This is a genomic window from Streptococcus gwangjuense (assembly GCF_003627155.1).
Lineage (GTDB): Bacteria > Bacillota > Bacilli > Lactobacillales > Streptococcaceae > Streptococcus > Streptococcus gwangjuensis.
Window position 1 is genome coordinate 671,019 of the sequence record NZ_CP032621.1, and the last position, 14,214, is coordinate 685,232.

At 37.7% G+C, this 14,214-nt stretch carries 10 protein-coding genes and 2 pseudogenes; 11 read left to right on the forward strand and 1 reads right to left on the reverse strand.

Annotated features, from left to right (window positions below; all coding sequences use genetic code 11):
- Window positions 1–7: 7 nt before the first annotated feature.
- The 7 genes from tehB (at window position 8) to prsA (ending at window position 6,153) form a co-directional block, all read left to right on the forward strand.
- Window positions 8–868 (forward strand): SAM-dependent methyltransferase TehB, encoded by an 861-nt coding sequence (tehB, locus tag D7D53_RS03360; RefSeq protein ID WP_120770121.1) that lies wholly within the window; start codon window positions 8–10, stop codon window positions 866–868.
- Window positions 869–986: 118 nt separating this feature from the next.
- The gene (locus tag D7D53_RS03365; protein ID WP_120770122.1) at window positions 987–1,175 is read left to right on the forward strand and encodes a type II toxin-antitoxin system HicA family toxin; all 189 of its coding nucleotides are present in this window, start codon (window positions 987–989) and stop codon (window positions 1,173–1,175) included.
- A 27-nt stretch (window positions 1,176–1,202) separates the two neighbouring features.
- Window positions 1,203–1,580, forward strand: coding sequence for a type II toxin-antitoxin system HicB family antitoxin (locus tag D7D53_RS03370; protein WP_120770123.1), 378 nt, complete (start codon window positions 1,203–1,205; stop codon window positions 1,578–1,580).
- Between the two features lie 78 nt (window positions 1,581–1,658).
- Window positions 1,659–2,612, forward strand: a complete 954-nt coding sequence (locus tag D7D53_RS03375; protein WP_120770124.1) for a competence protein CoiA — start codon at window positions 1,659–1,661, stop codon at window positions 2,610–2,612.
- A gap of 18 nt (window positions 2,613–2,630) precedes the next feature.
- Complete coding sequence (gene pepF, locus D7D53_RS03380) at window positions 2,631–4,433, forward strand: oligoendopeptidase F (protein WP_120770125.1); 1,803 nt, start codon at window positions 2,631–2,633, stop codon at window positions 4,431–4,433.
- Window position 4,434: 1 nt separating this feature from the next.
- Window positions 4,435–5,148 (forward strand): O-methyltransferase, encoded by a 714-nt coding sequence (locus D7D53_RS03385; RefSeq protein WP_120770851.1) that lies wholly within the window; start codon window positions 4,435–4,437, stop codon window positions 5,146–5,148.
- Window positions 5,149–5,214: 66 nt separating this feature from the next.
- On the forward strand, window positions 5,215–6,153 hold the full coding sequence (gene prsA / locus D7D53_RS03390) for a peptidylprolyl isomerase PrsA (RefSeq protein WP_120770126.1): 939 nt from the start codon (window positions 5,215–5,217) through the stop codon (window positions 6,151–6,153).
- 42 nt (window positions 6,154–6,195) lie between these two features.
- Here the strand turns inward: prsA and D7D53_RS09990 are convergent.
- A pseudogene (locus tag D7D53_RS09990) lies at window positions 6,196–6,348 on the reverse strand (transposase); the annotation flags it as partial.
- Between D7D53_RS09990 and D7D53_RS03395 the strand changes: the two are divergent.
- The 4 genes and pseudogenes from D7D53_RS03395 to D7D53_RS03410 all read left to right on the forward strand — a co-directional run bounded on the left by D7D53_RS03395 (window position 6,314) and on the right by D7D53_RS03410 (window position 14,205).
- A pseudogene (locus D7D53_RS03395) lies at window positions 6,314–7,129 on the forward strand (dTDP-glucose 4,6-dehydratase). The pseudogenes D7D53_RS09990 and D7D53_RS03395 sit on opposite strands and share 35 nt — an antisense overlap.
- Before the next feature lie 21 nt (window positions 7,130–7,150).
- Window positions 7,151–8,737: a glycosyltransferase family 52 gene (locus D7D53_RS03400; protein ID WP_120770127.1), complete on the forward strand. Its 1,587-nt coding sequence runs from the start codon at window positions 7,151–7,153 to the stop codon at window positions 8,735–8,737.
- A 3-nt stretch (window positions 8,738–8,740) separates the two neighbouring features.
- Window positions 8,741–9,985 carry a glycosyltransferase family 4 protein gene (locus D7D53_RS03405; protein ID WP_120770128.1) on the forward strand — a complete coding sequence of 415 codons (1,245 nt, stop codon included), beginning with the start codon at window positions 8,741–8,743 and terminating at the stop codon, window positions 9,983–9,985.
- 98 nt (window positions 9,986–10,083) lie between these two features.
- Complete coding sequence (locus D7D53_RS03410) at window positions 10,084–14,205, forward strand: LPXTG cell wall anchor domain-containing protein (protein WP_120770129.1); 4,122 nt, start codon at window positions 10,084–10,086, stop codon at window positions 14,203–14,205.
- The last annotated feature ends 9 nt before the right edge of the window (window positions 14,206–14,214 follow it).

Below are 14,214 nucleotides of genomic sequence, written 5' to 3' on the forward strand. Positions count from 1 at the left end.
AATGAAGATGGAAAAACTAGTTGCCTATAAACGTATGCCTTTGTGGACTAAAGAAACCATGCCAGAGGCTGTTCAGCAAAAGCACAATACAAAAGTTGGAACTTGGGGGAAAATTACTGTCTTGAAGGGAGCTCTCAAGTTTATTGAATTGACAGAAGATGGTGAGGTTTTAGCTGAGCACATCTTTGAAGCAGGAGCCGACAATCCCATGGCACAACCACAAGCCTGGCACCGAGTGGAGGCTGTAACAGACGATGTAGAGTGGTACTTGGAATTTTATTGTAAACCTGAGGATTATTTTCCTAAGAAATACAATACCAATCCTGTTCATTCAGAGGTCCTAGAGGCAATGCAGACAGTAAAACCAGGGAAAGCCTTGGATTTGGGCTGTGGTCAAGGCCGTAACTCTCTCTTTCTTGCACAGAATGGTTTTGATGTGACGGCTGTGGATCAAAATGAATTGGCCCTTGAAATCTTGCAAAGCATTGTGGAGCAGGAAGACCTGGATATGCCTGTAGGTCTTTACGATATCAATTCAGCCAGCATTGGACAAGCGTATGATTTCATCGTATCGACGGTGGTGCTGATGTTTCTGCAAGCAGACCGCATTCCTGCAATTATCAAAAATATGCAGGAGCATACCACGGTCGGTGGTTATAATCTTATCGTTTGTGCTATGGACACGGAGGATTATCCTTGCTCTGTGAACTTCCCATTTACCTTTAAAGAAGGGGAATTGGCAGACTATTACAAGGACTGGGAATTGATTAAGTACAATGAAAATCCAGGCCATCTTCACCGTCGCGATGAGAATGGCAATCGCATTCAACTACGCTTTGCGACCATGCTAGCTAAGAAAATCAAGTAAACATACATGAAGATTAGGAAATTTCCTGATCTTTTTTCTTTTTTACGAATAGATAAGATAGAAGGATTGACAAAAATACGCATTATAAGTATAATTTTAGATAGAAAGATGACCATAAATGCCAATCACAGGTAAGGAAATGGTAAAATTAGCTCTTGCAAATGGATGGATTGAAGTTCGTAAGAGAGGAAGTCATCATCATTTTAAGAAAGAAGGGGTTCCCTATCTTGTCACTATTCCAGTTCACGGTAATGATGACCTAGGAAAAGGTTTAGAGAGAAATATATTAAAAGATTTGGGATTGTAGTTGATTTGGAAATTGTGGAGGTGTATTATGCTAAAATCTTATCCTGCTATTTTTCATAAAGAAGGTACTGGATACTGGATTGAATTTCCGGAGTTTGGAGGTGGGACTGAAGGAGCAACGATTGAACTTGCAATGAAAAATGCTCGGGAAATGCTTGAGAGTGTTTTAGCTTCTTATATTGATGAAGGACTGGCTCTGCCTACTCCTAGTGATATTTCTAAGTTGAAAGCTCCTGATGGATTTGTGACTTTGATTCAGGTCAATCCCTTGCCTTTCGTAAAGAATAATAAGGCGATTCGAAAAAATGTTACGGTTCCAGAGTGGCTAGTCAGACTTGCAGATCGTGAGAAAGTGAACTATTCTGAAGTGTTGACACAAGCTCTTGAAAATCGCTTGCAACTCTAAAATTATAGAGTGATGAAGATTAGGAAATTTCCTGATCTTTTTTCTTTTTTGCGAATAATATAGAAAAGGAGGGAAATCATGTTTGTTGCGAAAAATGCTAGGGGACAGCTGGTAAATGTGTTAGAGGATAAGCTTGAGAAGCAAGCATACACTTGCCCAGCTTGTGGAGGTCAGCTCCGTTTGCGTCAAGGACCAAGTGTCCGGCCCCATTTTGCCCATAAATCTTTAAAAGACTGTGATTTTTCCTCTGAAAATGAAAGTCCAGAACACCTGGCAAATAAGGAATTCCTTTATCACTGGTTGAAAAAAGAGACAGAGGTTCAATTAGAATACCCGCTTCCAGAACTTAAACAGATTGCAGATCTATTTGTAAATGGCAATCTAGCTTTAGAAGTTCAGTGTAGTCCCTTGCCACAAAAACTTCTTAAAGAGCGTAGCGAGGGCTATCGTAGTCAGGGTTACCAAGTACTGTGGTTACTGGGAGAAAAACTTTGGCTCAAGGAGCGTTTGACTCGTCTGCAACAAGGTTTTCTCTATTTTAGTCAAAACATGGGATTTTATGTTTGGGAATTGGACAAGGAAAAACAGCTTTTAAGACTCAAATACCTGATTCACCAAGATCTCCGAGGCAGACTCTATTATCAAATCAAGGAATTTCCCTATGGTCAAGCTAGTTTATTGGAAATATTGCGTTTCCCTTATAAGAAACAAAAAATATCTCATTTTGCAGTTTCTGAGGATAAGGACATCTGTCGCTATATTCAGCAACAACTGTACTATCAAAATCCCTTTTGGATGAAAGAACAAGCAGAAGCATATCAAAAGGGAGAAAATCTCCTGACTTATGGGCTAAAAGAATGGTATCCACAAATTCGACCACTAGTAGGTGAGTTTTTTCAGATTAAGCAAGACTTGACTAGCTATTATCAGTATTTTCAAATCTATTACCAAGAAAATCCTCAAAATGATTGGCAAAAGCTTTATCCACCAGCCTTTTATCAGCAATATTTCTTGAAAAATATGGTAGAATAGAAAAGATGGAGGAATCTAATGGTATTACAAAGAAATGAAATAAATGAAAAAGATACATGGGACCTATCAACAATCTACCCAACTGACCAGGCTTGGGAAGAAGCCTTAAAAGATTTAACAGAACAATTGGAGAAAGTAGCCCAGTATGAAGGCCATCTCTTGGATAGTGCGGATAACCTACTAGAAATCACTGAATTTTCTCTTGAAATGGAACGCCAAATGGAGAAGCTTTACGTTTATGCTCATATGAAAAATGACCAGGACACACGTGAAGCCAAGTACCAAGAGTACTATGCCAAAGCAATGACTCTCTACAGTCAGCTAGATCAAGCTTTTTCATTCTATGAGCCTGAATTTATGGAAATCAGTGAAAAGCAATATGCTGACTTTTTAGAGGCTCAACCAAAATTGCAGGTTTATCAACACTATTTTGATAAGCTTTTACAAGGCAAGGATCACGTTCTTTCACAACGTGAAGAAGAATTATTGGCTGGAGCTGGAGAAATCTTTGGTTCAGCAAGTGAAACCTTCGCTATCTTGGACAATGCGGATATTGTGTTCCCTTATGTCCTCGACGATGATGGTAAGGAAGTGCAGCTCTCTCATGGGACTTACACACGTCTGATGGAGTCTAAAAATCGTGAGGTGCGTCGTGGTGCTTATCAAGCTCTTTATGCAACTTATGAGCAATTCCAACATACTTATGCTAAAACCTTGCAAACAAATGTTAAAGTTCAAAACTATCGTGCAAAAGTTCGCAACTACAAGAGTGCTCGTCATGCAGCCCTTGCAGCAAATTTTGTTCCAGAAAGTGTTTATGACAATTTGGTAGCAGCAGTTCGCAAGCATTTGCCCCTCTTGCATCGTTACCTTGAGCTACGTTCAAAGATTTTGGGGATTTCAGACCTCAAAATGTACGATGTCTACACACCGCTTTCGTCTGTCGAATACAGTTTTACTTACCAAGAAGCTTTGAAAAAGGCAGAAGATGCTTTGGCAGTCTTGGGTGAGGATTACTTGAGCCGTGTCAAACGTGCCTTCAGTGAGCGTTGGATTGATGTTTACGAAAATCAAGGCAAGCGTTCAGGAGCTTACTCTGGTGGTTCTTACGATACAAATGCCTTTATGCTTCTTAACTGGCAGGACAATCTAGACAATCTCTTTACTCTTGTTCATGAAACAGGTCACAGCATGCATTCCAGCTATACTCGCGAAACGCAGCCTTATGTTTACGGGGATTACTCTATCTTCTTGGCTGAGATTGCATCGACTACCAATGAAAATATCTTGACGGAGAAATTATTGGAAGAAGTGGAAGATGATGCAACGCGCTTTGCTATTCTCAATAACTTTCTAGATGGTTTCCGTGGAACAGTTTTCCGTCAAACTCAATTTGCTGAGTTTGAGCACGCAATCCACCAAGCAGACCAAAACGGGGAGGTCTTGACAAGCGATTTCTTAAATAAACTCTACGCAGACTTGAACCAAGAGTATTATGGTTTGAGTAAGGAAGACAATCCTGAAATCCAATACGAGTGGGCTCGCATTCCACACTTCTACTATAACTACTATGTATACCAATATTCAACAGGTTTTGCAGCAGCCTCAGCCCTGGCTGAAAAGATTGTTCATGGTAGTCAAGAAGACCGTGACCGTTATATCGACTACCTCAAGGCAGGTAAGTCTGACTATCCACTTAATGTCATGAGAAAAGCTGGTGTTGATATGGAGAAGGAAGACTATCTCAACGATGCCTTTGCAGTCTTCGAACGTCGTTTGAATGAGTTTGAAGCCCTTGTTGAAAAATTGGGATTGGCATAAGATGGTTGAATCATATAGTAAGAATGCCAATCATAACATGCGTCGTCCTGTTGTCAAGGAAGAAATTGTGGACTTGATGCGTCAGCGTCAAAAGCAAGTAACAGGCTCTTTGAAAGAATTGGAAGACTTTGCTCGCAAGGAAAATATTCCTATCATTCCCCATGAAACGGTTGCTTATTTCCGTTTTCTCATGGAAACTATGCAACCAAAAAACATTCTAGAAATTGGGACGGCTATCGGTTTTTCAGCCCTCTTGATGGCTGAACATGCGCCAAATGCTAAGATTACAACCATTGACCGCAATCCAGAAATGATTGGTTTTGCCAAGGAAAATTTCGCCCAGTTTGACAGTCGCAAGCAAATTACGCTCCTAGAAGGAGATGCGGTAGATGTCTTATCTACCTTGACAGAGTCCTATGATTTCGTCTTTATGGATTCAGCCAAGTCTAAATACATCGTCTTTCTGCCAGAAATCCTCAAACATTTGGAAGTCGGTGGTGTGGTTGTCTTGGATGATATCTTCCAAGGTGGTGATGTTGCCAAGGACATTATGGAGGTTCGTCGTGGCCAGCGAACTATTTATCGAGGCCTTCAAAGATTATTTGATGCAACTTTAGACAATCCAGGACTCACTGCAACATTAGTACCTTTAGGGGACGGCATTCTCATGCTTCGTAAAAATGCAGCAGATGTTCAATTGCTTGACAGCGAATAATTTTCAGAAAAATTTAAGAAAATATAGTAAAATAGATAGGGTAACACTTATCTCAAAGGAGTAGACATGAAGAAAAAACTATTGGCAGGTGCCATTACACTATTATCAGTAGCAACTTTAGCAGCTTGTTCGAAAGGTTCAGAAGGGGCAGACCTTATCAGCATGAAAGGGGATGTCATCACAGAACATCAATTTTATGAGCAAGTGAAAATCAATCCTTCAGCCCAACAAGTCTTGTTGAACATGACCATCCAAAAAGTATTTGAGAAGCAATATGGCTCAGAGGTAGATGACAAAGAAATCGATGAAATCATTTCTGGAGAAGAAAAACAATATGGTGAGAATTACCAACGTGTCTTATCACAATCAGGTATGACTCTTGAAACACGTAAAGCACAAATTCGTACAAGTAAATTAGTTGAATTTGCAGTTAAAAAGGCTGCAGAAGCTGAATTAACTGATGAAGCGTATAAGAAAGCATTTGAGAGCTATACTCCGGACGTAACTGCTCAAATTATTCGTCTTGATAATGAGGATAAAGCGAAAGAAGTCCTCGAAAAAGCTAAGGCAAGTGGCGCAGATTTCGCTCAATTAGCTAAAGATAACTCAACTGATGAGAAAACCAAAGCGAATGGTGGTGAAATCACTTTTGATTCAGCTTCAACAGAACTACCAGATCAAGTTAAGAAAGCAGCTTTTGCCTTGGATGTTAACGGCATTTCTGATGTCATTACAGCTACTGGTACTCAAGCATACAGCAGTCAATATTACATTGTAAAACTCATTAAGAAAACAGAAAAGTCATCTAATATCGATGACTACAAAGAAAAATTGAAAACTGTTATCTTGACTCAAAAACAAAATGATGCATCATTTGTTCAAAGTATTGTCGGAAAAGAATTGCAAGCAGCCAATATCAAGGTTAAAGATCAAGCCTTCCAAAATATCTTTACCCAATATATCGGTGGTGGAGATTCAAGCTCAAGCAGTTCTTCAAAAGAATAAAATAGAATGTCTCTTTGTCAACTGTAGTGGGTTGAAGAAAAGCTAAGCTCGAGAAAGGACAAATTTCGTCCTTTCTTTTTTGATGTTCAGAGCGATGAAAATTCGTTTTTTAAAGTTTTTAAAGTTCCTAAAGCCAAAGGCATTGTGCTTTATAAGTTTGATGAGATTATTTGTTGCTTCTGTTTTTGATTTGGAATTAAGTAAACAGATTGATGAACGAGCTGATTTGATTGTTCATTTTGCGGCGGAATCTTTTAATGACAAGTCTATTTTTGTGAAAAGTAATATCGTCGGGACGCACAATTTTTTAGACTTAGCTAGAAAGTATGATATCCGTTTCCACCATATTTCAACAGATGAGGTTTATGGGGACTTTCCATTGGAAAATAAGTATAAATTCACTGAAAAAACGCAGTACAATCTAAGTTCTCCTTATGCTGCTACAAAAGTCTCTGCTGATTTATTGGTAAAAGATTGGGTTCGTTCTTTTGGAGTCAGGGCCACGATTTCCAACTGTTCAAACAATTATGGACCTTATCAAAATCTTGAAAAATTTATCCCAAGACAAATCCCCAATCTTTTAACTGGTTAGCAGGAAATCCTATATGGAGATGGGGTTAATGTTCGTGACAGGATTCATGTGAAAGACCATTGCCAAGCTATCGACACTATTATTAACAAGAGTGGTATTGGTGAGACCTACTTGATTGGGGTAAATAATGAGCGAACGAATGTTGAAGTTCTACAAAAAATCTCGTTGCAGTTAGGAAAATCTCAGGACGATTTTAAGTATATAGCAAATAGATCGGGACATGACCTTCGCTATGGAATTAACGCTAGTAAGTTATATACTGAATTAGATTTTACGCCTCTATACGTGGATTTTGATAAGGGATTAAAAGAAGATATTCGTTGGTATCAAGAACATGAAGATTGGTGGCAAGAGGTGATTGCGCAAAAGCAAGATGCTCAGTAAGAAAATTAGGAGGAATTAAATTTGGAGAATATAATTTTTTGCTCATCACCCTTCCAGGTGATGGTCGCTAGGGAAGTTGTTCAGACTATTACAGAAGACTTTATTGGAATTTATCTAAAAATGTCAAATGATGCGAGACAGACTTTTTATGCTGAACGGATGAAAGAATTTTGTAAGGAAGTCATTGTTTTAGAAGGGAAGACAGTTTTGAATGATATTCAGGAGGTTCTGAAAGGCAGGTCAATTTGTAATCTCTATCTAGCAAGCTTAGACAATCCTGTAGCTCTTAGTATCTTTAAACCTAGCACGATGAGTCTGTATACCTTTGATGATGGAAGTACTTCTATTGTCCCTTACAGTATGTATACACAAGAAAATGAGAGGGATATTCCGTATACAAACTTTACCTTGAGACAGGTCATGTCTTTGTCAAATAGACATTTCACGGTATTTGAGGACTGTCTCCTTTTCCCAAAAGAGAAGCAGGTTTTTCTAAAGCTTCATCTTGAACCAGGTAATTTTCAAAGAGCTAAAAATGGTAAGAAAATTCGCGTTTTTCTTGGGCAGTTTTTAGGCTCCCTCTTTTATCAGGAAGATTTGGAAATTACCCAAAAATTGACGGCTAAAATTTTAGATGAACAGAAGATTGACTACTACTATCCCCATCCTAGAGTACCTTTGAATCCCTATCAAGATAAATTGAAAGAAACTATATTTTGCTTTGAAGAAGAAATTTATTTTTTACTGGAGGAGTATGAGTTCGTTGAGGTACATGGTTTTTACTCAACCTCGCTTTTGATGGTCAAAAATATAGAGGGTGTATCAGTTCATGGGTATCGGACTTTTTTAACAACTCATGAATCAAATGTTTTTGCAAAACGAGGTGTGCCCTATCAAAATGTGTCTCAATCAGACACACCTGTTGATATTGTTATGCCTGTCTATAATGGGGCTGAAACCATTAGTCAAACGATTGATTCAGTCTTAAACCAAACCCACCAAGCCTTTCGACTGCTAATTGTTGATGATGGCTCGACAGATAATACAGAGGAAATATGTAAGCCTTATCTAGTAGACGAGCGAATACAGTATATCAGGGAAAGTCATAAAGGGATTTCAGAAACTTTAAATCATGGAGTCAGCCTGTCTCAAACGAAATATGTAGCCAGACAAGATGCAGATGATGTATGGATGCCTTGGCACTTAGATTTTCTCTTGCAAAAGTTAGAGAAAAATCCTCAATTGGACCTTATCGGAGCTAGAGTCGTCGCAGAAGAAGATGCCATAATAGATAAAATCAAACGGAATCCATCTCATCACTTATCAGGAGAAAAATTATGGTTAGAGCTTGCTTATCGAAATGTCTTTAATCATTCAACTGTTATCTTTAAACGCTCTGCCTATGATGAGGCAGGAGGCTATGATGCTAAGTGTGATGGATTTGAAGATTGGCATTTGTGGTCTCGAATGGTTACAAAGGATAATGCTTTAGTTTTGAATATAGTAACAACCTACTATCGTTTATCAGAACGTTATAAACGTGGCATGACTTTTCGTGCGAGACTAGCAAGAAGTCGTGGTTTAAGATTGGAGGATGTATTAAAATAAACCATGGTTAAAGTATTTACAATTAAAGAAGTAGTTCCTGTAAGTTCTTATGGTTTTGAAAGAAGTCAATTAGCACGTCAGGAAATCTTTAAAAGTTTAGAGGTAGAACAGGAACTTGTTTTAACAAATTTAGAGAATTTTGTACCAAATTTTGTTGAAACCCTTGAAAATCTTGGATTTGAAGATTTTCACCATGTTATTTATGATCAGTCAAATCTAGCTAGACAGAAACCCAGTGTAAAAAAAGATTTTGTAGAAGAGCTAAAGGGTGTTGTTAGGGTTGAGTCTACAAATGAGGGGTATGTTGGTCTTATTCGCTATCAAGATGGAAGTGTTGAATGTTATACCTCTCAACTATTGTATCGATATTCTCATCAAGAAAAGTTGTTTACTCTTTATGATAGTAAAGGAGAATTACTCAAAGGGGATGTGAGTGAAAATTACCATTCTTATCAAAATCTAAGAAGTGGTGAAACCTATACCCAATGGCAGTTAGTCAGTCTCTATCTAGCTAACAATTCTACAGTCGAAGATCGCTTTATCATCGATATGGTTAATGAATACCCTCTTCAATTGAGGAAGTTCTTCCAAAACACAGGTCGTACCTTGTTTGCATATACTCATTACAATATTTTAGACACTCAAATGAAGTTTGTCTTACAAAACTGGTGTCAAAATTTAGTTGCAAGTCCAGTTTTGGAAGAGCGATTAGGATCTAATTTGGTCCGGTTCTTGCCCCCGATTTATGTAAAAGAGGGTATAGAAAAAGAGTACACTTCTGTAACAGATTGGTGTATTGTAGGGAACATGACTTTTTTGAAACGTTGTGAGTGGGCGATTGAGGCGTTTAGGGAGTTACCTGATAGTAAATTGACGATTTATGGAAATTTACCTGTAGGTTATACTGAAGAAGATTTACCTGATAATGTTCATTTTAAAGGATTTGTTGAAAATGTTCCTTATGAGAATCATGAGGGTTATATCTCTTGTTCTATGAGCGAATGTTTTGCAAATGCTGCTGTTGAAGCATCTTCATGTGGTTTGGTTTGTTTGCTTTCTGATGTAGATTTAGCACATAAATTTTATGCAAGTAAATGTGAAAATACTAAGGTTTTTCGTACATCTGAAGAATTGAAATCTTTACTATTCGATTATCGAATAGGCAGGTGCTTTAAATCTTCAAGGTTTTATTCTTGCTATACAAAAGACACTGTGTTAGAATTATACCGATACTTGATTTTAGGTTAAGTATTTAGGATTTATTAGCTAAAATATAGTAGTAAAGCCTTTATCTTTCTGAAAGAAGTGGAAGGATTGTATTTAATTTTAATATTGCGAGGTAAAGAATGTTTAGAGACAACAAGCGTGAAATTTTTTCTTTCCGTAAATATAAGAATGGTAGAACTGATTCAAAATTAATCGGTGCAACACTTCTTGCACTAGGTGTTGGTTTAGTTACAACAACACAATCAGTTTCGGCAGATGTTGTAAATGGTGCAGGTGGAAGTGAGGTTGCATTGGTAGATAGTGTCGATAAGACAACTTCTAAAAATACGAATACATTCACAGATGATACTGATACCAGTAAAGTTGCTAAATTCGATGCAGTCTTGAATAAAGGGGTTGCTGAACCTACTAAAGCTAACGAAAATAAAGGTGACGCTGACGGTTCGGATGTGCTAACTGTCACTTCTGAGACTACTGTAAATTACAAGTTGGAAGAAGATAAGTCACTTTTGAAAACTGAAACAGTAGCGACAGGTCAAGGAACAATTACAACTCCTTACGATAAGAAAGGTCTTGCCGCAGATACAGACGGTAAAGACTACCGTGAGTCAACTGTTGATAAAAAGGGGATTACTGTTTCTGAAGAAACAGGTAAAGAAGACACTCTTGAATTGAACGGTAAGGTTTATGAACGTACACGCTCTGAGGTTGAGGGTGCTGACAAAGCTAAGTATAGTAAAACTCAATTCAACGATATCGAAGCAAGTGTGTCACCAGAAGGAATGCACAACAAACTAGGGGAAATTGATTATACAAAAACGACAGGTAAAGTTTATCTTGTCGAAGAAACTTCTGACGGTCACTACGGTAAGTTCGTAGAAACTGACGGGGTATCAAGCGATGAAGATGCTGTTTCTAAATGGAAAGCAGGTCTTGCAAATGCTAAAGACTTCACGAAAGCAAATGTAACTCTTCAAGAAGGCGACTCTATTCTTGTATTAGATAAAGATACTTATGCAGTGGCAAATCCTAGTCTTGTGAAAACTAAAAAACGTTATAGTTCACCAACTTATGAAGTGATTCCAGATGTTGTCGATACTGATAGTTCTGTAAATTTTGATAATCCTACTTATGTGTTAGAGCAAATAGATGCAAATCAAACAGCTAATATTTTAGAAGCTGGTAAAGATGGTATTTTTGGTACATCTGATGATGTGGAACGAACTGTAACAGGGGATAAAATTGCTGATTTTTCAGCTGGGTCTGGTAAAGCTTTTATAAAGGAAGATTTGAAACCTTTCTTTAATTTACCTGACTATAATGTTTTACCTGTAAATACTAATCCTAGTATAAAGGACGTTTTAAAAAATCATGAATCGTATTACGTTTTATATGAAATTTTAAAATTTGCAGAAAATGAGGCAACTAGTGATTCAGATAAAGAGAAAATAAGGGCTGCTAAGTCTAAAGTGGATGCTTATTTGGATTCGGTAGCTACTACTTTAGAGAGCAAAGGCTTGAAAGTTGCTTATGTAAAAGATTCAACTTTAAGTAACATTCGAGGTAAATACTACTTTGTTTCAGATGGTTCAACCGAAGGTGACCAATTCTTAGCTAATAGTGAAGAAGCTTCTAAGCTACTTAGTCCAAACTCATCTAATATTCACAGTAATTTTGAAAATCTAACATTTTCGAATGTTAAGGAAACAAAATCTATTTCAGGTGATATTGAAACTACTGTAAAAGTTGAGAAAAATTATAAGATTTTAGATACTGCTAGTTTAGAACTGGAAACAATTACAACAACAAAACGTACTCATTTAGTCACTAAAGAAAATATATTGTCTAACTATCTTGAAGGTCAAGATACTGTAACCAAGGAAGAAACATCTGATTTAGTTAAAAAAGGTTCAGTTAAAGTTAACGATGATGGTTCGGTGACGGTGACAACAGTAGAAACTATGCCTGTTTATAAATTTTATAAAGGTGTTAGTTTTGATCATGATAATGAAAATTCGAATGAGGTGCAACCTGATTCAGATGGATTTTTACGATTATCTGATGATGCCAATGGTTTCTCAGCTACAGCTGAAAGCTCTCATAATGAAACAACTTATAACAAACGTGAGGTAATTACACCTATTCGAGCTTATAAAGTTGTTGCTGATGGTAATTCTGTGGTAACACATTACTACCGTGAGAAGAAAGCCCCTCTGAACGTTAACTACTATCTAGAAAATACAACGACTTCTCTAGCACCTAGTGAAAACCAAGCAGACTTACCAGTTAAGTCTGACTACACAACTCAAGCTAAAACGATTGAACCAAAAACAGAGGTTCAAGACTTACCAGAGAAAACAGTTACGACAGTAACTACTTATGAGTTAGTAGCTACACCAGATAATGCGAATGGTAAGATTGCTGAGGGTGGAACAACTGTTAATTATTACTACCGAGCAGTAGTTAATACTACTGAAGTAGCGAAGAAAGCGCCTGTGTTGGTAAATTATTATATTGAAAACACTGAGACTAAACTAGCACCGAGCGATGATCAAGGTCAAAAGGATATTGGATCTAAGTATACGTCAGAAACTAAGGTGATTGAACCAAAAGTTGAAACTGAGGACTTACCAGACCGTGTAGTAACAAAAACTACAAGATATGAGTTGGTAAGTGTGCCTAGTGATAAAGAAGGGACAGTTCCAGTTGAGGGTAAAGTAGTAAATTACTATTACCGTCCAGTTGTAACAACTGAAACTGTCATGAAGAAAGCACCCGTTCTTGTAAACTACTACATTGAAAACACTGAAACTAAATTAGCTCCAAGTGATGACCAAGGTCAAAAAGAAATTGGCTCTAACTATACTAGTGAAACTAAGGTAATTGAACCAAAAGTAGAAAAAGAAGAACTTCCTGATAGAACTATCACTAAGACAACTAAGTACGAACTTGTGAAAGTACCTGAAGACAAGGAAGGTACCGTTCCAGTTGAGGGTAAAGTAGTCAATTACTATTACCGTCCAGTTGTAACAACTGAAACTGTCATGAAGAAAGCACCCGTTCTTGTAAACTACTACATTGAAAACACTGAAACTAAATTAGCTCCAAGTGATGACCAAGGTCAAAAAGAAATTGGCTCTAACTATACTAGTGAAACTAAGGTAATTGAACCAAAAGTAGAAAAAGAAGAACTTCCTGATAGAACTATCACTAAGACAACTAAGTACGAACTGGTGAAAGTGCCTGAAGACAAGGAAGGTACCGTTCCAGTTGAGGGTAAAGTAGTCAATTACTATTACCGTCCAGTTGTAACAACTGAAACTGTCATGAAGAAGGCACCCGTTCTTGTAAACTACTACATTGAAAACACTGAAACTAAATTAGCTCCAAGTGATGACCAAGGTCAAAAAGAAATTGGCTCTAACTATACTAGTGAAACTAAGGTAATTGAACCAAAAGTAGAACAAGAAGAACTTCCTGATAGAACTATCACTAAGACAACTAAGTACGAACTGGTGAAAGTACCTGAAGACAAGGAAGGTACCGTTCCAGTTGAGGGTAAAGTAGTCAATTACTATTACCGTCCAGTTGTAACAACTGAAACTGTCATGAAGAAAGCGCCAGTTCTTGTAAACTACTACATTGAAAACACTGAAACAAAACTAGCACCAAGTGATGACCAAGGTCAAAAAGAAATTGGTTCAAATTATACAACTGAAGCGAAAGTTATTCCAAGTAAAGTTGAAAAAGTTGTTGAAAACGGAAATGTAATCACAAGAACAACTTCTTATGATCTAGTAAAAGTACCTGAAGATAAAGACGGAATTGTTCCAGTTGGTGGTAAAGTCGTAAACTATTACTACCGTGAAGTAGTTGAAGAGGTTGCAAAACCAAATGAAGCTCCTAAAGTGGAAATTCCAGAGTTGAAGATTCCTGAAGAGTCTAAGCCAGAGCCAAAACCGGAACCGGCTCCACAACCAGCTCCAGCTCCTCAGCCAGAGCCACAACCAGAACCTAGTCCTGCACCAAGTCCAGTTCCAGCTACACCAGAGACACCTGAACGACCAATAGCTCCAGCGACACCAGAACAACTAGCAGAACCTGCTACATCACAGTATTTGGATGGTCAACGCGAACTTCCAAATACTGGTACAGAAGACAATGCTAGCCTTGCAGCGCTTGGACTTTTTGGAGTCTTGAGTGGATTTGGTCTTGTAGCTCGCAAGAAGAAAGAAGATTAAGTAAATCTT

Coding starts and splice junctions, on each gene's coding strand:
- prsA (WP_120770126.1), top strand. CDS start 5,215: ATGAAGAAAAAACTATTGGCAGGTGCCATTACACTATTATCAGTAGCA.
- tehB (WP_120770121.1), top strand. CDS start 8: ATGGAAAAACTAGTTGCCTATAAACGTATGCCTTTGTGGACTAAAGAA.
- pepF (WP_120770125.1), top strand. CDS start 2,631: ATGGTATTACAAAGAAATGAAATAAATGAAAAAGATACATGGGACCTA.
- D7D53_RS03410 (WP_120770129.1), top strand. CDS start 10,084: ATGTTTAGAGACAACAAGCGTGAAATTTTTTCTTTCCGTAAATATAAG.
- D7D53_RS03385 (WP_120770851.1), top strand. CDS start 4,435: ATGGTTGAATCATATAGTAAGAATGCCAATCATAACATGCGTCGTCCT.
- D7D53_RS03405 (WP_120770128.1), top strand. CDS start 8,741: ATGGTTAAAGTATTTACAATTAAAGAAGTAGTTCCTGTAAGTTCTTAT.
- D7D53_RS03370 (WP_120770123.1), top strand. CDS start 1,203: ATGCTAAAATCTTATCCTGCTATTTTTCATAAAGAAGGTACTGGATAC.
- D7D53_RS03365 (WP_120770122.1), top strand. CDS start 987: ATGCCAATCACAGGTAAGGAAATGGTAAAATTAGCTCTTGCAAATGGA.
- D7D53_RS03375 (WP_120770124.1), top strand. CDS start 1,659: ATGTTTGTTGCGAAAAATGCTAGGGGACAGCTGGTAAATGTGTTAGAG.